Below are 20,777 nucleotides of genomic sequence, written 5' to 3'. Positions count from 1 at the left end.
GCGCGCACCTGGTGCAATTTCAATAATATCGCCGGGGCGCAATTGAGCTACAGGGACTGTCTGTTTTTTACCCTCTTTGATTACCACCGCTTCTTCTGGTACAAGAGCCATTAATGCGCTGACTCCGCGGCGTGCACGACCCGCAGCGTAAGACTCAAGCATTTCGCCAATCATAAACAGCAAAATTACCATTGCCGCTTCTTCGGTGGCATTAATAAACAGTGTCCCAATAGCCGCAACACTCATCAAGGTTTCAATCGCGAATGGGGTACCACTACGAATGAGTCGTAGCGATTTTTTTACAATAGGGAATAACCCGATTAATGTCGTTGCAATAAAGGCAGCGCGACCTGCTTGTGGATCAATAAACTCGGCACCCCAACTTATCGCCATTAAAATCGCTAAGATAATGACGAATGAGCTCTCTTTTAAGAGGCTTTGTTTTGCAGGAGGCTGAGATCCCGCTGATGAGATATCAAATAGTTCAAAACCGGCACTTTTAACGGCACTAATCACATCAGTACGTAAATCGGTATCGGCATCGACAACCAGTTTTTCAGTGGCAAACAAGATCTTCGCTTGTTTAACGCCGACCACTTTCAGTACTGCTGTCTCTATCTTTTGCGCGCAGCTTGGGCAATCCATTCCTTGCACTTTCCAACTAAAACGTTGCTGTGCAATTTTTTCAGGCTCTACATTAGAGACAGGGGCGTTGCTGTCACAACAGCCATGGGCATGATCATGACCATCATGAGCGTGATGATTATGCTCATGTTGATGGCCATGATGATGTTCTTCTTCACATTCAGGATCACTCTTATCGATTTTGCTATGAGTGTGTCCACTTTCAGTATGTGAGTGCATACTACTATTATCTGCCTGATTAGAGCAGCATTGAGAGCTTGAACAGCAAGCATCGGTATGTTTATGGTTATCGTGTTGATGAGCGTGTTTAGACATACGCCTCTCCTCGTTCAACAAAGTACAGTTTTATCAATTACCGATACTTTACAGCTTGGAGTAGAGTCCAGAGTCAAGATAAACAGAGCGTATTGATTGTCAAAAAGTGCGGATTTGTTAAATCAATTAATCCCTTGTTTCTATTGATAAAGAAACAAGGGATCAGGGTTTTACAGAAAAAGGGCTCTAACAATAAAGAAGTGACCAATAAAGTAACAGGCACTTACCAGTCCTTTAGAGGCTGAAAAAGAGAAGCGGAAACGGTTGATAAGCCAAATAGAGTAAGCAATTACTAACAAGAGTGAGCCTATCATGATAGAAAAGTTGTAGTCGTTGCTCAGGTAGAAGAATTTCTCTCCTGCAACCCAAAACATCGCAAAAGCCGCTAATAAAGTCAGTAATACAGGAATGGCAAATTTATCCAGTTTAGTCCAGATGATGGCTAACACGATAATTGCGGCAACGATAACAAAACCAAGCAAAGGAAGATAAAAAGAGATTTGTAATGGTAAGGTAAAACTAATTAGGTAGAGAATATAACTTAGGAATAACAAGGCTAAAGAAGGTAGTAAATACTTACCTTCAAACATTTTTAATACATCAGAAAGTAATGTTGCTAATAAAGCGCCGACAATAAGATAACTATTAATGCTATGCTCAGGGACTTGCCATGCCCAAAGGAGTAATAGTAGTAGCGTAATAGGACGGAATAGCCATCGTTGCCAATTAGGGCCACGATACGCGGCATCGATATAAAGCCACCCAGAAAATAAGACAGCGAGAAAAGGCCAACTCATAATATCTTCCTTATTCTTATATAGAGAACTCTTTTATTATTCATAACAGAAAGCATAATTTAAGAATAGCGATTAATGAAGAAACTGGCGTATTAATTAAAATTAACTACAGATAAGCACAATGTGAATTTATAACGATAATAGGAATGAGTGTAATGAATAAAGCGGGAATGTTAGGTATCGCGGTGCTGATTATCATTATCGCTAGCGCAACATATCGTTTTTTTGAGCAAAGAAAACAGCGTATCAGTGATGATAATTCACCCGTTAAATTATATATGGTAGAAGTTGTTGATAAGCAACAAATACCGAAAAACGATCGACGTTCAAGAGAAAATGATGTTAATGGGCCAGAAACAACCTATTACTATCAAGTGACTTTTCGTTTAACAACGGACTCTCAGCAAGATATTATCTTACGTGTGGATAAAACCACTTTCTCAAATGTAGCGCTGGAGATGAAAGGGCGATTATTTATGCAAGGTAGTCGTTTCGTGCAGTTTGAAACCGATGCACCAGATAATGAGAGTGGTAAAACATCAACTAAATAAGCATCAGAGCATCAGAAACTGGGGAGTTAGCGTGTTATCCCCAGTGACTTGAATAGACGATGATTATTGGTTTTTATTTTTTTGTTTTTCTAGATACTCTTTGCGCAACTCTTTTTGTATTCTCAATAGCTCAAAAATACCAAAAAAGAAGATCTTAAATTGGAGTAAGCCAGAAGGTTTTTTATCTTCGGGTTGGCCTGCTTTATACATGGCAATTTGTAAGCCGTGCATAATCACCATAAAGATTAATGCGATATTCATAAAGTACTTTAAAGGTTTAGGGAATGGGGAAATAAGATTTAAACAAAGAAATCCCCACACACCGATCATTAAAAATCGACCTAAAAAGATTAACATAGCAGCTCCATAACAAATTAAGCAGATAAATTGCGAATATAAAGACGATAGGCGACTTGGCCTGCGATTTTTTCTCTATGTAATCGCCAATTTTCTGGTAAAGAATAAACCTGTGCGTTTACTTCTTCTTCAATATAAATATAACAACCTTCGGCTAACCATTGGTTATTTTCTAATAATTGCAGGGTGTTTGCCAACATACCTTGATGAAAAGGAGGATCTAAAAACACCACATCATATGCAGTACCTTGTTTAGCTAGATAATTTAACGCACTATCTTGAATAACATGCCCATTATCAGCGCCAAGCAGCGCTAAATTAGCAGTAATTTGTTGCGCGACTTTACGGTCGAACTCAATGAATGTCGTTTCTTTTGCATAGCGAGAGAGTGCTTCAATACCTAGCCCACCACTGCCGGCAAAGCAATCTAAGCAACGAGCGTCCTGAATAACGGGCATAAGCCAATTAAACAGTGTTTCTTTGACTCTATCGGTGGTGGGACGTAATCCTTGGCTATCAAGCACAGGAAGTTTCCGACCACGCCATTTACCTCCGATTATTCTGATTTGTCCCATCGGCGTTTTTTGTGGTTTCTTAGCCATATTTTTCTGATATATATCGTTTAAGCGTGAATTTTGGCGTGTTTTAATGTTTCAAGGAACAAGTTTGTTGATAACTTGATAACTTACCTTGATTTAAGCGCGAATAATTTACCATAAAATTCGTATAAAAGATGCGTTTATCCTCGATCAAATGATAGACTTCATTATTATTTTTAATATCGTCAATGTTATCGCGCCATGATTTAGTGCGAGGAGTTTAGTAGCTAATGGCAAAAGAAAAAAAAGGTTTTTTCTCGTGGCTCGGATTTGGCCGTAATAAAGAAGAAAATACTGCACAAGAGAAAGAACAACAACGTTTAGAGGCCGAACGTGCAGAGCAGGCGCGTTTAGCCAAAGAAGAAGCTCAACGTCAAGCGCAACTAGAAGCTGAACAAGTGCGCCAAGAAGCGCAAAGAGCAGAAGCTGAAAAATTAGCTGCTGAACGTGCGGAGCAGGCACGTTTAGCCGAAGAAGAAGCTCAACGTCAAGCGCAACTTGAAGCTGAACAAGCACGCCAAGAAGCGCAAAGAGTAGAAGCTGAAAAATTAGCTGCTGAACGTGCAGAGCAAGCGCGTTTAGCCGAAGAAGAAGCTCAACGTCAAGCACAGCTAAAAGCAGAACAAGCACGCCAAGAAGCGCAAAGAGCAGAGGCAGAACGATTAGCTGCTGAACGTGCAGAGCAGGCGCGTTTAGCCGAAGAAGAAGCCCAACGTCAAGCGCAACTAGAAGCTGAACAAGCACGCCAAGAAGCGCAAAGAGCAGAAGCTGAAAAATTAGCTGCTGAACGTGCGGAGCAGGCGCGTTTAGCCGAAGAAGAAGCTCAACGTCAAGCGCAACTTGAAGCTGAACAAGCACGCCAAGAAGCCGAAGCTGAAGAAAAAGCGCGTATTGCACAAGCACAAGCCGAAGCGGAAGATATTGTCGCGTTACGCGAAGAGGTATTAGTCGATAAACCCGTAGAGCAAGAGAGACCGAAAAAAGAAGGCTTTTTCTCTCGCTTGAAAAAGGGATTATTAAAAACACGACAAAATTTAGGCTCCGGTTTTATGGGGCTATTCCGCGGTAAGAAAATTGATGACGAGCTTTTCGAAGAGTTAGAAGAGCAGTTGTTAATTGCCGATGTGGGAATGGATACCACTAGCAAGATCATTAACAGTTTGACTCAGCATGCTAGTCGTAAAGATCTCAAAGATGCTGAATCTCTTTATGGTAAGTTGCGTGAAGAGATGGGCGATATTTTAAATAAAGTGGATAAGCCATTAAATATTGAAGGTAAAAAACCTTTTGTCATTTTAATGGTCGGAGTTAATGGGGTCGGTAAAACGACCACTATCGGTAAGTTAGCCCGCCAATACCAAGCTGAAGGTAAATCGGTGATGTTAGCTGCGGGAGATACCTTCCGTGCAGCGGCGGTTGAGCAATTACAAGTTTGGGGTGAGCGTAATCATATCCCTGTTATTGCTCAGCATACGGGGGCTGATCCAGCATCGGTTATTTTTGATGCTATTCAATCGGCGCAAGCAAAAGGTGTCGATGTTCTGATTGCGGATACCGCGGGACGATTGCAAAATAAATCTCATTTAATGGAAGAGCTGAAAAAAATCGTCCGTGTAATGAAAAAATTAGACGAGGAAGCACCACATGAAGTGATGCTGACACTCGATGCCAGTACAGGGCAAAATGCTGTTAGCCAAGCAAAATTGTTTAATGAAACGGTTGGGCTGACAGGATTAACCTTGACGAAACTAGATGGTACTGCAAAAGGGGGCGTTATCTTCTCTATCGCTGATCAGTTTGGTATTCCTATTCGCTATATCGGCGTCGGTGAAGGTATTGAAGATTTACGTCCGTTTAAGGCCGACGATTTTATTGAGGCTCTGTTTGCCCGCGAGGAGTAGTTGTAATGATCCGCTTCGAACACGTCAGCAAGGCTTATTTAGGTGGAAGACAAGCATTACAGGGGGTTGATTTTCATCTTCGCCCTGGTGAGATGGCTTTTTTAACCGGACATTCTGGTGCTGGTAAAAGTACATTGCTTAAATTAATTTGTGGCATAGAACGTCCAAGTGATGGCGCTATTTGGTTTGCTGGTCATGATATCAGTAGGCTAAAAAATAGTGAGATCCCTTTTTTGCGTCGTCAAATAGGGATGATCTTCCAAGATCACCATTTGCTGATGGACAGAACGGTTTATGACAATGTCTCTCTACCTTTGATTATTGCAGGCGCAAGTGAAGAGGATATTCGACGCCGAGTTTCAGCCGCCTTGGATAAAGTCGGACTACTTGATAAAGCGAAAAATTACCCTATCCAGCTTTCAGGGGGGGAACAGCAACGAGTGGGAATAGCTCGTGCTGTTGTGAATAAACCCACGGTGTTATTGGCTGATGAGCCAACAGGGAATCTTGATGGTGAACTTTCAGAAGGCATTATGCGTCTGTTTGAAGAGTTTAATCGCGTGGGGGTTACCGTGTTAATGGCAACGCATGATATGACACTTGTAGAGCGCAGGAATTACCGTATTCTAACCTTAGGTCAAGGGCGTATGGTGGGAGGACAAAATGGCTAAAGGAAAACACTCCCGTAAGGCAATGCCAACACCAAAAGCGAAAACAAAAGCATTACGTGGTGGACGCCGTGAGCAGTGGCGTTATGCATGGCGTAATACCATGGCCGACTTTTTACGCCAACCTCTCTCTTCTTTCTTAACGGTGATGGTAGTAGCGATTTCATTAACACTACCTAGTATCTGTTACATTGTCTGGAAAAATGTATCAACAGCCGCAGAGCAGTGGTATCCCACTCCGCAACTGACGGTCTATCTTGATAAATCTCTAGATGACAGCTTAGCGCAGGCAACGATAAAAAATATCGAGGCATTAGATAAAGTCGAAGAGGTTAATTATCTTTCTCGTCAAGATTCATTAGTGGAGTTTCGCTCATGGTCTGGATTTAGTAGCGCATTAGATATGCTAGAAGAAAATCCATTACCCGCTGTCGCGATTGTGACTCCTGTTATGGATCCTAATGACGAGCAATTAATGGTTAATCTGCGTGATGCAGTGGCAAATATTGCCGGTGTTGACGAAGTGAGAATGGACGATAGCTGGTTTACTCGGTTATCTACTTTAACCTCATTAGTTGGACAAATCGCAATGGTGATCGGTAGCTTAATGATTGTGGCACTGCTATTGGTTATTGGTAATAGTGTTCGTCTTAATATTTTCAGTCGTCGTGATACCATTAATGTGATGAAATTAATTGGTGCTACTGATGGCTTTATCATGCGTCCCTTTTTAAATTGGGGTTTAGTACTCGGCTTTATCGGGGCTATTTTTGCGATTATTTTCTCTGCATTATTGGTATGGAAGTTATCTGATGTCGTTACGCAAGCGGCGACCGTATTTGGAACAACTTTCTCAATATCTGGATTAGGTTTTGATGAATCGGTTATTTTGATCCTCGTTTCGATGACCATTGGCTGGTTTGCTGCTTGGTTGACCACCATGCAACATTTACGTCAATTCACACCAGAATAGCCATATTAGTCCCTTTTTCCCATTTTATTATGGCGGGTTGCATTATTATGGCAACCTTGCCATTTTATCAAACCCCTATCTTTGGCATAATAATGTTCTACACTTAACCTAGATGAATTGAGTACTATTTTTAATAGATGAATTTGCGGTTTGCTTGGTAAAGTACAAAGATATGTAAACATAGATGCGATATGAACCTTTAGTCTTTATGCTGGTCAATAATGTTGTAAAAACATAATATCTACCACCAACGATGACCTGTTAAGTACTATTAGAAGGTTCTTCCTGCTCACCATACAGTATTAATATTAATTATCTATTTGATTTTCATGAGGATTTGAATGACAAAAGAAATGCAATCCTTAGCATTGGTTCCGCAAGGCAGCATTGAAGCGTATATCCGTGCAGCCAATTCCTATCCGATGTTAACGGCAGAGGAAGAAAAGGAACTGGCTGAACGGCTGCATTACGAGGGCGATTTGGAAGCAGCGAAAACGCTGATCCTTTCTCATTTACGCTTCGTTATTCATGTTGCTCGCAGTTATTCAGGATATGGTTTACCTCAGGCGGATCTTATCCAAGAAGGTAATATTGGTTTGATGAAAGCGGTGCGTCGCTTTAACCCTGAAGTTGGGGTTAGACTGGTTTCTTTCGCCGTGCATTGGATCAAAGCCGAAATTCATGAATATGTGTTACGTAATTGGCGTATCGTGAAAGTCGCGACAACGAAATCACAGCGTAAACTGTTCTTTAATTTAAGAAAAAACAAAAAACGCTTAGGGTGGTTTAACCAAGATGAAGTCGAGCTAGTTGCGAAAGAGCTTGGGGTTTCTGAGAGCGATGTGCGTGAAATGGAATCTCGCATGTCGGCACAAGATATGGCATTTGACATGAGTGCTGATGATAGTGATGACTCACATCCTGTAGCTCCGGTGCTATTCTTAGAAGATAAATCTTCTGACTTTGCTGATGGTATTGAAGAAGATAACTGGGATAACCATGCAGCTGACCGACTGACTTTAGCGATAAAAACACTGGATGAACGTAGCCAAGACATTATCCGCGCTCGCTGGTTAGAAGATGATAATAAATCAACTTTACAGGAGCTTGCAGATAAATATGGTGTTTCTGCTGAGCGAGTTCGCCAGTTAGAAAAAAATGCGATGAAAAAATTGCGTTTAGCGATTGAAGATTAATCACATTTTAAAGCCAATCCAACCTCTCTGATTGTAGAGTATGATATAAAAGCGATATTGATATATCGCTTTTTTTATACGCGGAGAACATGACGTGAAAGAGATAAAAATAGTTATCGCCCCAGATCCTTTTAAAGAGAGCTTAAGTGCCAAAGAGGTGGCAGAGGCGATTAAACAAGGCTTTTCACGTTATTTACCTGATGCTGATTATTGTTGTATTCCTATGGCCGACGGCGGTGAAGGTACAGTAACGTCATTAGTTGATGCTACCCATGGTCGTTTTATCACAACGCCAGTTTGTGATCCATTAGGTAAACAGGTAACAGCCACTTGGGGAGTGTTAGGCGATAATACTACTGCCGTGATTGAAATGGCACAGGCATCAGGTCTTCATCTTATCCCTTCATCTCAACGCAATCCCAATTTAACGACGAGTTATGGTACCGGTGAGTTAATTTGTGCCGCACTAGATTTGGGGGTTAAAAAGATCATTTTAGGCTTAGGAGGAAGTGCCACAAATGACGGCGGTGCAGGTATGATGCAAGCGCTCGGTCTTGGTCTTAAAGATAAGTCTGGAACATCTCTGCCTTTTGGTGGACATGCATTAAGTCAACTTCATTCTATAGATATCAATCAACTACATCCAAAACTTGCCTCTGTTGATATAGAGATCGCCTGTGATGTAACTAATCCATTATGTGGCGAATTGGGGGCTTCAAAAGTCTTTGGCCCACAAAAAGGGGCGACAGAACAAGATATTGCGCAACTGGATAGCGCACTACACCATTTTGGTACTTATCTTGAGAAAATGACACAACGCACTCTTATCAATATTGCAGGAAGTGGTGCAGCAGGAGGATTGGCTCTGCCTTTGCTGGCATTTACGCAAGCAACACTTTCACCAGGTATTGATTTGGTTGCTAACGCTGTTGAATTAGAAAAACAGTTAATCGATGCAGATTTGGTCATAACTGGCGAAGGGCGAATGGACAGCCAATCGGCGCAAGGTAAAACCCCGATAGGTGTTGCTAAATTAGCTAAAAAATACCATCGCCCAGTGATTGCATTAGTTGGTGGTTATTTACCAGATTATGATGTGGTTCATCAGCAGGGTATTGATGCGGTTTTCTCTATCATGCCTGGTGTTGCCACTTTACAACAAGCCTTTGATAATGCTGAGCAAAATTTACAGGAAACCGCTTATAATGTAGCGAGGCTTTATGCTTTATCATTGCAGAAATAATCATAAGTATCAGCCTGTAATGAAGTAGCAAAATGATGATGCGCTAAAAAAGCCTGTGCTACAGGATCGTTGATTTGCCCTGTTTTCAATAAAGCTTGCCAATGTGTAATGGTTGGATTTTTTTCAAGGCATTGTGTTAGTAAGTAATGCCCAACACCACGACGACGAGTCACTTCTCTTACCATAAAATCACTGATAAGCGCTGTTTTTGCTTGGTATTTTATACGACAAGCCGCTAGTAATCGCCCGTTAAAACGGGCGACAAAAAGAGCATGCTCTGTGGTGATTGGTGCAGTGAGTGCCATTTGGTACTCACTATCTTGCCAAATTTTCCCTAAATCTATTTTATCTTGTGCTGAAAGCTGCGGCAGATTTTCAATGGTTAGTTTCATCAAATGTCCTGTTAGTCGATGGTTTGTCGTTGTTGTTTTAATGTGGAAAGTAGCGTTTTGATGGCAAAACACAATGCCAAACTTGTTAAGATCACACAAGAATAAAAGACATATTGATAATGATTATCGGTGACAAAATAGCTTGCGACCATAGGCCCTGCTGCCATACCACAGTAGCGGATAAAATTATAAATACCCATTGCCGTTGCTCTTACTGAACTAAAGTGGCTGGTTAATAAGGTCGTGTGTGTAGGCATAGTTAATCCTAAAGAGAGACCATATAACACCGTTAATATTAACATTATTGGTAATGAGATTTGCCAAAATAGGGCAAATAACGACAACATGGCAAGGTTTATACATGAAGTTATGATCACACCATATTCAGCGCTAAACAAATGACAAACCTTACGGTAAAGGTAACTGCCTAACACCAGTGCAATGGACATAGGAACATAAAGCCCACCAATTTCACTGCTATTTAAGTGATAAAGGTGAAAAGCAATTAAGGGTAAAAATACTAATAGGCAGAAGTAGTTATAAAACACCATAAAACTTATCACAAAAACAGATTTACCCTCTGGGGCGGCGAGCACTTGTCGCATAGCAGATAAGCTTTTAACGAACTGTTTTTGTTCTGGGCGAGTTTCAGGTAAATAAAATAGATGGGCAATCAGCAAAACAAGTCCCACCATACTTAAGAAAACAAAAATACTTTGGTAGTGATAATGTTGTGCTAAATAGCCGCCTAATAAAGGACCACTCGCTGGTGCTAATGCTAGTAACATTTGGTAACTTCCCATTGCTTTAGCACGCTCATTCCCTTGATAGAGATCGCCTAAAATAGTTGCTGCGACAACAGGGATGGCAGCGATACCTATGGCTTGGATCACTCGTCCAAAAATTAATAGGTTAATAGAATTAGCCCATATACAAATAAGTGCGCCGATAATTGAAATCGTTAACCCACTGAGCAAAATAGGTTTTCTGCCCCATTTGTCAATCAATGAACCATAACATAACTGCATAACAGCCATAGCAAAAGTGAAAGCTGATACCGTAAGGTTAACCAGTGATAATGTGGTATTAAATTGCTGCTGGATCAATGGCAGCACAGGAGTATAAATATTTTGTGCTAGAGAGCCTAATAAAGCGCTAAAGCAAACAAGGTAAAACAGACTACGGATTGATAATTTCATTATATTGCCTCTTAGTTTTGTTTCCATGGAAACAAAATAGATAATAGCGATATTTTGATTGTTGTAAATAGTTTTGGTATTATTTTTTTAAAATATTTTTTCCAAGGAAACAAAATGACAAGACAGCAAGTAACCACACAGGAATTGCTTAATGGTTTAAGTGAATTGTTGCACTTAAAAGAAGCGAATAATGATGAAGGTCATAAGAAAGTATTAGCAGAGAAGGGGTTAGAAAATTATTCACTCACAGAGCTTCATGTGATCCATTGTATTGGTGAAGAGAGTATGCGCAACCTCACAACGATCAGTGATTATATGGCAATGACACGTGGGGCAGTCTCAAAAATTTGTCGTCGCTTACAGAGTAAAGGCGCTATTGAGAAAATAAAATTAGCGGATAACCAAAAAGAGATATTTTTTATTTTAACTACTGAAGGGGAAAAGCTGTTTCACACTCATGAATTGTTACATCAACAATCTCAGGCAAAATGGATAACCTTATTTGAACAGTATGATCAAAATGAAAGGCTGGCAATTAAACGCTTTTTAGCTGATGTTGCAAATCGTTTTCGCCACAAGGAAAAAGCATAAAGAAAACCCCCATATGGTTAAATATAGGGGCGATAAAGTTTATTTTTTATCTTCGGCAATGCGGTTACGAATATTGTCAGCACGCTCTTTTGATGGTGGGTGAGAATCAAACATGCTTGAATCACTACCACCTAATTTAGCTAATTTTTCAAAGCCAGTCACTAAGCCTGAAGTATTAATACCGCGTTTTTTCAGCAGATCGTAAGAGAAGTTATCAGCTTGTGTTTCTTGGTGTTGAGAGAACTGGGCATTAACCAGTTTTTCACCCATTTCTGCTAACTGGGAACTACTTAATTGTGCTGCTACTCCCCCCGCTGAAGAGGCTGCAGTACGTGCCGCAACGGTGGCATGTGCTACTTGGATTGCTTTACGTGTATGGCCTAATGCCACGTGTCCCATTTCATGGCCCAATACACCTTCCACTTCGTTGTCAGTCATGATGTCCATTAAACCGCTATAAACACGCACACAGCCGTTTGCCATCGCCCATGCATTGACATCTTTAGTGAGATAAACTTTATAGTTTACTGGAGTACCATTAACTTCATTACCTAACGCTTTCGCGATATTATTTAAGCGTTTAGTGTAGTTACTATTTGCAGGTGCAATTTTGTTTTTAGCATCCATTTCTTTACATGCATCATTAGTTAGCGCTTTGACATCGTCATCACTTAATGTTGCCGCTTGGAAAAGTTGTGTACCTGATTGCGCTAACATAGAAGTATCAAGATTTTTACAGCCAGAGAGTAATGCCGCGGATACCATCACTGTCGCAAGTAGTTTTATTTTCATTATCAATTAAGTCCTTTTCTGCTTAGCAGTTTAATATTATTAGTTGCACATCAAATGCGAGCAAAAGAATAGCAGTGCTTATCTAGTGGTGCAATATGCGGATATTCTAATGATATTATTCTACTGCTATAAAAAATTATTTTTATTATTTTAAACGCGTATTTTTCTATTTTTTAAACTTATTATATAAAATATTAAAATCCTTAATAAGTGTACTTTTATTAATGTAAGTAATCATGGTTTTTAAAATGGATTTAAAGGTATTTATTGTAAAATTTTTATTAAATTTTAATATGTTGTAAATTTTTTATCATCTCTCTTTTAGCAAAGATTAATCGCAATGGATAGCATCAAAATAATCTACTTTATACATTTTAAGTGTTAAGTATATTGATGTTATGTGTGTTTTCTCATCGATGAAAAAATAATAGCAATGCTAAAAACATTGCTATTAAGATTAAACTGAAAATGAATCACAGTGAGAATAAATTAAGAGACTAATCGTTCACTTAACAACATGGTAGGACGTTCAATCCGTTTTTGGGTTTGTCGATCAAAAAAATGTAGATTTTCTGGATAAATAGCAACACCTATTCTATTACCCACATTAACACCATGATCGTTTGCGGCTCGAATAACAATAGATTGTTGGTCACAAGTGGTGGCGTAAATTAAAACATCAGCCCCTAAAGCTTCAATAAAATCGACATTAGCATGAAACAGTGGATTTTGTTGATTTATGAGCAAATGTTCAGGACGTAATCCTAGTTGGATCTCACCATTAGGTAATGAGTGGGCAGAAATAGCAAGATGACCATCCGCAATTTCAATAATACCGCGATTGATATGAGTGGTTAAAATATTCATCGCCGGTGATCCCATAAATGTTGCCACAAATACAGAAGCTGGGCTTTCATAAATCTCTAAGGGGGAGCCAACTTGTTCTATATGACCTTGGTTTAGTACTACTAATTTATCCGCCAAGGTCATGGCTTCCACTTGATCATGAGTGACATAAACAGAAGTAGTGGCTAATTTTTGCTGCAGCTTTTTGATTTCAAGACGCATTTGTACGCGTAGTTTGGCATCAAGGTTAGAGAGCGGTTCATCAAATAAGAAGACTTTGGGATCACGGACAATCGCTCTGCCCATGGCAACGCGTTGGCGTTGTCCACCAGAAAGCTCTTTAGGTTTTCTATCCAGTAAATGGCTTATTTCTAGCATATGAGCAGCGCGATCGACTCGGGCTATGATTTCAGCTTTGGGGACTTTTCGATTACGCAAACCATACGCCATATTGTCATAGACAGACATATGTGGGTAGAGGGCATAATTTTGAAAAACCATCGCAATATCTCGCTCACTAGGCTCATGTTCATTTACGCGTCGATTATCAATCAGTAAATCGCCATCTGTGATGGTTTCTAATCCCGCTATCATGCGCAGTAGTGTTGATTTTCCACAACCACTAGGCCCTACTAAAACCACCATTTCGCCTTGCTCAATAGAGAGATTGAGCGTGGAAATTGCTTGATAACCATTAGGATAACGTTTTTCTAAATTAGTCAGTGTTACGGTAGTCATATTATTTCTCCGTATCAACAAAGCCTTTAACAAAGGCTCTTTGCATCAAAATGACGATAAAGACAGGTGGCAACATTGCAATTAAAGTGGTTGCCATAATTTTGTTCCACTCAATCACGCCATCAGATACGGCCACCATCTGTTTGATGCCCATGACAATGGTGTAGTACGGAGTATCTGTGGTGATAAGCATTGGCCAAAGATATTGATTCCAGCCATAGATAAAGGTGATAACAAAAAGCGCGGCAATATTGGTACGGGATAAAGGCAATAAAATGGTAAAGAAAAATTTTATTGGCCCTGCACCATCAATTTTGGCCGCTTCAATCAGCTCTGGGGTGATGGTAAGAAAAAATTGGCGAAACAAAAATGTAGCCGTTGCACTCGCAATCAGTGGAATGGTCAGTCCTGCATAGGAGTTCAACATATTAAGATTTGTCACTACCTCAAAGGTCGGCATGATCCGCACTTCGACGGGGAGCATCAAGGTAAAGAAGATTGTCCAAAAAGCCAGCATTCTGCCAGGAAAACGAAAGAACACCACGGCGTAAGCGGAGGCAATAGAGATAACCAATTTACCAATAGTGATCACTAACGCCATAACTAAAGAGTTCAATAGCATACCATTAATGGTAATTGCACTATTTTGAGTCGTTCCCGCTGATGAAAAGAGCGTTTTAAAAACCTCGATACCCTCCTGACCAAACCAAAGAGGCGAGCCTGTGGCAAATTCGGTATTTTGGTGGGTAGTCGCAACAACAGCGATCCATACCGGAAATGCTACAGAAAGAATGCCAACAATCAGAATAAGATGGCAAAAAGCGTGGAAGAGAGGTCTACGTTCAACCATTAGTAAGCCACCTTTTTCTCAACATAACGAAATTGAATAATGGTCAATATGGCAACAATCAACATTAAAATAACCGATTGTGCCGCTGATGAGCCTAAATCTAATCCAACAAATCCATCGTTATACACTTTATAAACTAATGTTGAGGTGCTATTACCGGGGCCACCTTGGGTCATGGCATGAATGATGGGAAAGGTGTCAAAAAAGGCGTAGGCAAAATTAACCACCAATAAGAAAAAAGTTGTCGGCGAAATTAATGGCAAACCAATGGTAATAAAACGTTTAATTGGACCACTGCCATCAATGGCTGCTGCTTCTAGCAACGATTTAGGCACAGATTGTAACGCGGCAAGAAAAAACAGGAAGTTATAGCTTATCTGTTTCCATGTGGCGGTTAAAATCACCATCCACATTGCATGAGATGTATTTAAGACCGGATCCCAATTGATACCGATTTTGTTTAATACTCTGCTTAATACACCAATGGTAGGATCGAGCATAAACAACCAGAGAAAACCTGCGATAACAGGAGCAATAGCATAAGGAGCGATAAGTATTGTGCGGTAAAACAATTTACCCCGTAATATTTGCTCAGCAATACCCGCTAAAATAACCGCAGATAACATTGAAAGTAATACAACACTGGTACTAAAAATAAGCGTGGTGATTAAGCTGTCAAAATAATAATTATCATTAAATAAGCGCTGAAAATTTTCTAAACCAACAAATTCACGACTAAGGCCAAAAGCATCTTCTAACTGAAAAGATTGCAACAATGCTTGTCCAGCCGGCCAAATAAAGAAAATTAAAGTAATGGCTAATTGAGGGAAGATCAGCGCGATAGGTAACCATTTTTGTTTAAAGTAAACGGATTGGGAAGCCATACTGTATCCAGAGATCTGACAAAATAACAGGCGAACACTTATTGATGTTCGCCGAATACCAAATACCTTACTGAGTGCGTTCAAATCGGCGTAGTTGTTCATTTCCCCGTTTAACCGCATTATCCAAGGCGGCTTGTGCGCTCTGTTTGCCTGACCACACTTTTTCTAATTCTTCATCGACGATTTCTCGCGTTTGTAAAAAGTTACCAAAGCGCAAGCCTTTTGAGTTTGCTGTAGAGTCAGAGGTGGTCATTTGTAAAATAGCCGTATCAGCACCAGGATTTTGCTGATAGAACCCCTGTTGTTGTGTTAATGCATAAGCGGCTTTCGTCACAGGTAAATAACCGGTTGCTTGATGCCAATCTGCTTGTACTTCAGGACTAGAAAGATAGGTAAAGAATTTAGCGACACCGTTATATTCAGCATCAGGACGACCTGCCATTACCCATAATGAGGCACCTCCGATAATGCTATTAGCAGGTTTATCAACTAAAGTATCGTCATAAGGCAATTGGCTAACACCAATATCAATGCCTTTCATATTCTCTTTAATACCCGCAAAGCCTGCAGATGACTCCATCACCATGGCGCATTCTTGAGTATAAAATAGCGGCATAGCATCAGATTGGCGGCCACCATATTTAAAAATACCGGATTTAGACCAATCCGCCATGCGTTGGATATGAGTAACAAACGGTGCCTGATTAAATAAAAATGAGGTATCAGTCCCATCAAAGCCGTTATTTTTGGTGGCGATAGGTAAGTTATTACGAGCGCCAAAATTCTCTATTTGGGTCCATGATTGCCAAGTGGTGGTAAAACCACATTTCACGCCAGCATCAAGTAGTTTCTGAGAGACAGCCCCCATCTCTTTCCATGTTTTAGGAGGTTGCGCTATGCCTGCTTGTTTAAATAGTGCTTTGTTGTAATAAAGCACAGGCGTTGAGCTATTAAAAGGTAGAGATATCATTTTACCATCGCTGGTGGTGTAATAAGCGGTAACTGTCGAGAGGTAGCTATTAGGATCAAATGGCTCGTTGGTTTTTTCCATTAATTGGTAAACAGGAAAAACGGCTTTTTTAGCTCCCATCATACTTGCTGTTCCCACCTCAAACACTTGAACAATCGCAGGTTGGTTTTTGGCTCGAAATGCAGCAACAGCGCTGGTCATCGTTTCTGGATAAGTCCCTTTATAGACAGGTTTGATCACATATTCTGATTGGCTGGCATTAAAGTCTGAGGCAATTTGATTGACTTTTTGACCTAGGGCGCCTCCCATAGCATGCCACCACTCTATTTCGGTTTTTGCGTAGGTTGGTGAAGTAAATAATGCTATTGCTATGGCAAGCGTACTGAAGGATTTAATCGACATGCAAAATTTCCTTTTTATTTAAATACGAAAGGCGCAATCTAATTTAAGAAATACCCTAAGCGTTCTTTATGACAAATGGGTGACAATTAAATGAAGATATGTTGATGGTGTGACTGTCAAATTGCTGTCATAAATGGTTGTCATGATGGCGATATCAACGAATAAGGAGAGAAAGATGAAAATAGCCGCTCATAGAGGATTTTCTGGAAAGGCACCTGAAAACACATTAGCTGCATTTAAAATGGCAATTGATTTTGGGTGTGAATGGATTGAAACCGATGTGCAATTAACGGCAGATCATGTACCTGTACTGATCCATGACAAGACGGTTAATCGTTGCACGAATGGACAAGGTGCGGTGCGCTTTCATAGTTTGGATGATTTACACCGCCTTGATGCAGGCAGTTGGTTTAGTTCACTTTATCAAGGGGAAAAAATTCCCACACTAAGACAAGGTTTGCAGTTGATAAAGCGCTCAGGCACTAAGCTCAATATCGAACTTAAAACATGGCCTGATGATGATGTAGAGCGCTTATGTTTAGCGGTATCTGAAATGATAAAAAGCGCAGATATCCCTAACGAACAAATCCTGTTTTCCTCTTTCGATACTCACGCATTAATGGTGATGAAACGTTATCTGCCCGCCATTCGTCGAGGACAGCTATGGGATGATATTCCTGATAATGCACTAGAAACTTTACAAGCTATAGAGGGGTTTAGCGTGCATTGTAATTATCAATATTTAACGCAGCAACAAGCGGCTATGTTGAAACAAGCAGGCTATGAAATTTATTGCTATACCCCCAATGATCCTAAAGAAGTGAAAGATTTTGAAGCATGGGGAGTCGATATGTTGATCACTGATGTCCCAGATATTTATCAACAGAATTAATGTGCTTTTTATAAGGTATCTGAGTGAATGACACAGATGCCTTATAATGCTTATTTTTATCACTAATCTGTCAATATATGGCTAGTAGGATAGGCCTTATTATAATTATGAGGATTTAACCGTGCAAATAATCCCATAGTTAATATCACTAAGACAGCATGAAAAGCCCAAGCATAGGTAAAACTACCATCATCTTGTTGTAGCCATACGGCGATCAGCGGCCCAAAAGAGGCAATAATAAATCCGCCACCTTGCATCAAGGCTGATAGTGCTCCTGCGTGTAATGGATGAGGAACATGATCTAATGCGGCAATCATCATCATTGAGAAACAACCACCCAACCCACAGCCTAAAAAGATACTCCATAGATAAGGGGCACTCATTGGCATTGTCATCAGCGCTAAAAATCCAATAAGTTGGCTTGTCGGTGTTAAAAGTAGCCAAAAACGGCGATCATGATTTTTGGCAGCAAGAAATGGAATAATTAATGCTGCTGATGCTTGAAAGAGTGACAAAATAGCAACTAATGAGCCACTTTGTGCACTTGGCATACCTAATGATTGATAGAAGGGAGCTAACCATGCCACCATCGAAGCGTAACCGGCATTAACAAAGCCAAATCCAACAATTAATAAGGCTGTTCTTGGTCGCCAAATCAATGTATTAAGTGGCAGTTTATTGGTTTCGGAAATATTCTTTTTAATTGATAGCGTAATAGCAACTAATGCGACGCTCGCGGGTAACGCAAACCAAGCAAGAGCCTGTTGCCAATTGCCATCAGATGCCGTAAGAACAGGGGATAACTGAGCACCTAATGCACCTCCTCCCATTAGCATGGCTGAGTAGAGACCCATCATAATGGGAGTTTTCTGTCCAAACCACGCTTTGATGATGCCAGGGAAAACCGCTTGGATATAAGCGACACTTAAACCACAAAATAGAGCAGTAATAAGTAACTGATCACCATCAGAAACATAGGCACGAGAAAACGATGCTAATAATAAGATAAGCATCGCAACTTGTAGCCCTCTACGAGCTTGAATATAAGGTTGTAAAAAGGGCACAACCAAAGCACCGACTCCCATTAAAATCATGGGTAATAACGTGAGTAATGAGACTTGGCTATAGCTCATGCCTGTTGAAGCAATAATATTGTCAATAACAGGGCCAGGCCCGGTTAAAAAAGGGCGTAAATTTATTCCTACTAAAATGATAGTAAGGACAATCTGCCACATATTTTTTCGTGGTAAGGCTGTCATAGTAATTCCCTGATAAACATCAACTTTGTCTATTGTATAGACAAAGTTTGTCTAAAAAAATGCTAATAGTAAAGATAAAGTGTCATTGTTTTCAGTTAAGGTTAGCATTATTGACAGAATATAGAACTCTAATCTGAAGATGATATTTTCCCGAATTTAATCTATCAGTTATTTCCTAAGTAAATTTATCTAAATGATATTTGGTTTCTTTTATATTAATATTAGCAGGAAGGTGTAAACTGGTTTATTATTTTATATCGAAAAATATAAATAACTAAGGTAAGTTAATGTTGAGTATGGAAAAAATTAAGCAACCCTATTGGCCAGCATTAAAATTGATATTAAGTTCACTTATTGTTTTTAGTTTCTATTTGAAACAAAGCCATACCCCTGACTTTTCATTACTGATTAATATATTTGATTTAACATTAATTCCTATGTTTGTTTTTATTATCGGGTTTATTACTAAAAATGGGACATGGAAAAGTTGGCGTGATAATTTATTGGCTGCCTTAGTGATTTATGCGACTTTCCAAACTATTGATATGATCCCTCTTTATTATTCAGGGCAATTTGACCTTAATACTTACCTTCTTTTTCCTCAAAATGGTGTTTGGTTTTTTCTTGCTACACCTATTTGGCAAGCTTTTTTCCTATTGTTACCTTCATACATCAGACATCATAAACCAATATTATTCTCTCTTCTGCTTGTCAGTATTTTGCTATCGTTGTTAACTAAAGACTATGAAACTAAACTATCTACTTTCTTGGCTATAATACAATATTTTCCATTTTTTATTATCGCTTATTTAGTAGACCAACAAACTATTGCTAAATTGAGAAGTCAATCTTTTGTGGTTATTGCTTTAATAAGTTTATTATCAATATTTATACTTTATTATCAATATAATATCAATTATATTATTCTAACAAAATTAGAAGGGAGTCTATTTTTTGCAAAGTTAATTATATATATTATTTCTTTATTGATAAGTTTTATTTTAAGTGCAGGAATTATTTACCTTGCACCAACTACTCAAAAATACGCTTCTCTTGCCAATAATGCGTTAGGTGTTTATTTAATTCATCCAATTATTTGTTTTATCCTTTTACAAGGCATAATCTTTTTTCAGTTATCCCTTACGTTACCGATGGTTTTTTCACTCACTGTTATCACCATTAGCCTAGCACTATTATTGGCATCAATTAAGCTTATTCATTGGTTTATTAGCCCAACTTTTAATATCCGATAGCTTAGTCAACATGAGTGGAGAAGAATGCCATTAATTTTTCTCCACTAAGAATAAAATCGTATGTTCACTATTAATTTGTTTTATTTGTATAAATAAATTGTCTTTACGCCAGGATTCATTTCCATCTGTATTCCAATATGCATTTATATCTTTTACATAACCTAGATTTTCAATATAATTTATCAATTCTATTTTACGGTTTGGATTTACATTTGAAAATAGAATTGAATTAGTCATTGGTGCTACACCATCAGGTGAGTCGTAAAATATAATGTAATTGCTTGAAATAATAGGAGCGTTTTTGATTTCATCAAAGGTAAATAAATTATACCTAATGAAATCATGTTTTGTGTATGAAAAATGATTATCTACAAATAAAATGGGTATATTCAGAATAGACCCTACAAGTAATAGAACAATAAAAATAAATTTAATAACCTTATTCAAATTTGATCTCCATATCT

Annotated in this window: 22 protein-coding genes; 9 read left to right on the top strand and 13 right to left on the bottom strand. The window is 39.2% G+C overall.

Annotated features, from left to right (window positions below; translation table 11 throughout):
- Positions 1-960: cation transporter (locus ACYUCW_RS12075; protein WP_460408676.1), on the bottom strand; the 960-nt coding region annotated here is incomplete at its 3' end.
- 170 nt (positions 961-1,130) lie between these two features.
- Complete coding sequence (locus ACYUCW_RS12070) at positions 1,131-1,757, bottom strand: lysoplasmalogenase (RefSeq protein WP_071233660.1); 627 nt, start codon at positions 1,755-1,757, stop codon at positions 1,131-1,133.
- Between the two features lie 146 nt (positions 1,758-1,903).
- On the opposite strand from ACYUCW_RS12070, the gene ACYUCW_RS12065 reads away from it, so the two are divergent.
- Positions 1,904-2,308, top strand: a complete 405-nt coding sequence (locus ACYUCW_RS12065; protein ID WP_017827656.1) for a DUF2500 family protein — start codon at positions 1,904-1,906, stop codon at positions 2,306-2,308.
- Between the two features lie 63 nt (positions 2,309-2,371).
- Here ACYUCW_RS12065 and ACYUCW_RS12060 read toward each other — a convergent pair whose 3' ends face one another.
- Both ACYUCW_RS12060 and rsmD read right to left on the bottom strand, forming a co-directional pair.
- Positions 2,372-2,665, bottom strand: coding sequence for a DUF1145 family protein (locus ACYUCW_RS12060; protein WP_460408674.1), 294 nt, complete (start codon positions 2,663-2,665; stop codon positions 2,372-2,374).
- A gap of 17 nt (positions 2,666-2,682) precedes the next feature.
- A complete protein-coding gene (gene rsmD / locus ACYUCW_RS12055) occupies positions 2,683-3,267 on the bottom strand; it encodes a 16S rRNA (guanine(966)-N(2))-methyltransferase (RefSeq protein ID WP_004252744.1) in 585 nt (194 codons plus the stop codon).
- Positions 3,268-3,494: 227 nt separating this feature from the next.
- Between rsmD and ftsY the strand changes: the two genes are divergently transcribed.
- The 5 genes from ftsY (at position 3,495) to ACYUCW_RS12030 (ending at position 9,245) form a co-directional block, all read left to right on the top strand.
- Positions 3,495-5,165: a signal recognition particle-docking protein FtsY gene (gene ftsY / locus ACYUCW_RS12050; RefSeq protein WP_460408673.1), complete on the top strand. Its 1,671-nt coding sequence runs from the start codon at positions 3,495-3,497 to the stop codon at positions 5,163-5,165.
- Between the two features lie 5 nt (positions 5,166-5,170).
- Positions 5,171-5,836 carry a cell division ATP-binding protein FtsE gene (gene ftsE, locus ACYUCW_RS12045; RefSeq protein WP_004245385.1) on the top strand — a complete coding sequence of 222 codons (666 nt, stop codon included), beginning with the start codon at positions 5,171-5,173 and terminating at the stop codon, positions 5,834-5,836.
- Entirely contained in the window at positions 5,829-6,806 is a 978-nt protein-coding gene (gene ftsX, locus ACYUCW_RS12040; RefSeq protein ID WP_004248880.1) for a permease-like cell division protein FtsX, read from the top strand. The genes ftsE and ftsX overlap by 8 nt, the downstream gene beginning before the upstream one ends.
- A gap of 341 nt (positions 6,807-7,147) precedes the next feature.
- A complete protein-coding gene (gene rpoH, locus ACYUCW_RS12035; RefSeq protein WP_004245383.1) occupies positions 7,148-8,002 on the top strand; it encodes an RNA polymerase sigma factor RpoH in 855 nt (284 codons plus the stop codon).
- Positions 8,003-8,096: 94 nt separating this feature from the next.
- Positions 8,097-9,245: a glycerate kinase gene (locus tag ACYUCW_RS12030; protein ID WP_004245382.1), complete on the top strand. Its 1,149-nt coding sequence runs from the start codon at positions 8,097-8,099 to the stop codon at positions 9,243-9,245.
- Here the strand turns inward: ACYUCW_RS12030 and panM are convergent.
- Together panM and ACYUCW_RS12020 are read right to left on the bottom strand one after the other, a co-directional pair.
- Positions 9,221-9,637 (bottom strand): aspartate 1-decarboxylase autocleavage activator PanM, encoded by a 417-nt coding sequence (gene panM / locus ACYUCW_RS12025; RefSeq protein ID WP_004245381.1) that lies wholly within the window; start codon positions 9,635-9,637, stop codon positions 9,221-9,223. The two genes, ACYUCW_RS12030 and panM, sit on opposite strands and share 25 nt — an antisense overlap.
- Positions 9,638-9,648: 11 nt before the next feature.
- A complete protein-coding gene (locus tag ACYUCW_RS12020) occupies positions 9,649-10,836 on the bottom strand; it encodes an MFS transporter (protein WP_036969696.1) in 1,188 nt (395 codons plus the stop codon).
- A gap of 114 nt (positions 10,837-10,950) precedes the next feature.
- Between ACYUCW_RS12020 and ACYUCW_RS12015 the strand changes: the two genes are divergently transcribed.
- Complete coding sequence (locus ACYUCW_RS12015; protein ID WP_017628211.1) at positions 10,951-11,427, top strand: MarR family transcriptional regulator; 477 nt, start codon at positions 10,951-10,953, stop codon at positions 11,425-11,427.
- A 39-nt stretch (positions 11,428-11,466) separates the two neighbouring features.
- Here the strand turns inward: ACYUCW_RS12015 and loiP are convergent, their stop codons facing one another.
- From loiP to ugpB, 5 genes are all read right to left on the bottom strand, one after another.
- Complete coding sequence (gene loiP / locus ACYUCW_RS12010) at positions 11,467-12,219, bottom strand: metalloprotease LoiP (RefSeq protein ID WP_036969674.1); 753 nt, start codon at positions 12,217-12,219, stop codon at positions 11,467-11,469.
- A gap of 489 nt (positions 12,220-12,708) precedes the next feature.
- The gene (ugpC, locus tag ACYUCW_RS12005) at positions 12,709-13,803 is read right to left on the bottom strand and encodes a sn-glycerol-3-phosphate ABC transporter ATP-binding protein UgpC (RefSeq protein ID WP_004248885.1); all 1,095 of its coding nucleotides are present in this window, start codon (positions 13,801-13,803) and stop codon (positions 12,709-12,711) included.
- A gap of 1 nt (position 13,804) precedes the next feature.
- Positions 13,805-14,653 (bottom strand): sn-glycerol-3-phosphate ABC transporter permease UgpE, encoded by an 849-nt coding sequence (gene ugpE, locus ACYUCW_RS12000; RefSeq protein WP_163748425.1) that lies wholly within the window; start codon positions 14,651-14,653, stop codon positions 13,805-13,807.
- The gene (ugpA, locus tag ACYUCW_RS11995) at positions 14,653-15,537 is read right to left on the bottom strand and encodes a sn-glycerol-3-phosphate ABC transporter permease UgpA (RefSeq protein WP_104459391.1); all 885 of its coding nucleotides are present in this window, start codon (positions 15,535-15,537) and stop codon (positions 14,653-14,655) included. The genes ugpE and ugpA overlap by 1 nt, the downstream gene beginning before the upstream one ends.
- 67 nt (positions 15,538-15,604) lie before the next feature.
- A complete protein-coding gene (gene ugpB, locus ACYUCW_RS11990) occupies positions 15,605-16,909 on the bottom strand; it encodes a sn-glycerol-3-phosphate ABC transporter substrate-binding protein UgpB (RefSeq protein WP_004248888.1) in 1,305 nt (434 codons plus the stop codon).
- Between the two features lie 175 nt (positions 16,910-17,084).
- On the opposite strand from ugpB, the gene ACYUCW_RS11985 reads away from it, so the two are divergent.
- On the top strand, positions 17,085-17,801 hold the full coding sequence (locus ACYUCW_RS11985) for a glycerophosphoryl diester phosphodiesterase (RefSeq protein WP_004248889.1): 717 nt from the start codon (positions 17,085-17,087) through the stop codon (positions 17,799-17,801).
- Positions 17,802-17,863: 62 nt separating this feature from the next.
- Here ACYUCW_RS11985 and ACYUCW_RS11980 read toward each other — a convergent pair whose 3' ends face one another.
- A complete protein-coding gene (locus ACYUCW_RS11980; RefSeq protein ID WP_460408669.1) occupies positions 17,864-19,060 on the bottom strand; it encodes a cyanate transporter in 1,197 nt (398 codons plus the stop codon).
- 287 nt (positions 19,061-19,347) lie between these two features.
- Between ACYUCW_RS11980 and ACYUCW_RS11975 the strand changes: the two genes are divergently transcribed.
- On the top strand, positions 19,348-20,313 hold the full coding sequence (locus ACYUCW_RS11975) for a hypothetical protein (protein WP_004248891.1): 966 nt from the start codon (positions 19,348-19,350) through the stop codon (positions 20,311-20,313).
- Positions 20,314-20,343: 30 nt separating this feature from the next.
- Here ACYUCW_RS11975 and ACYUCW_RS11970 read toward each other — a convergent pair whose 3' ends face one another.
- Positions 20,344-20,760: a hypothetical protein gene (locus tag ACYUCW_RS11970; protein ID WP_004248892.1), complete on the bottom strand. Its 417-nt coding sequence runs from the start codon at positions 20,758-20,760 to the stop codon at positions 20,344-20,346.
- Positions 20,761-20,777 lie beyond the last annotated feature (17 nt).

It is taken from the genome of Proteus sp. MB838 (assembly GCF_054767435.1).
This window is presented reverse-complemented; position numbering and strand designations above follow the sequence as displayed.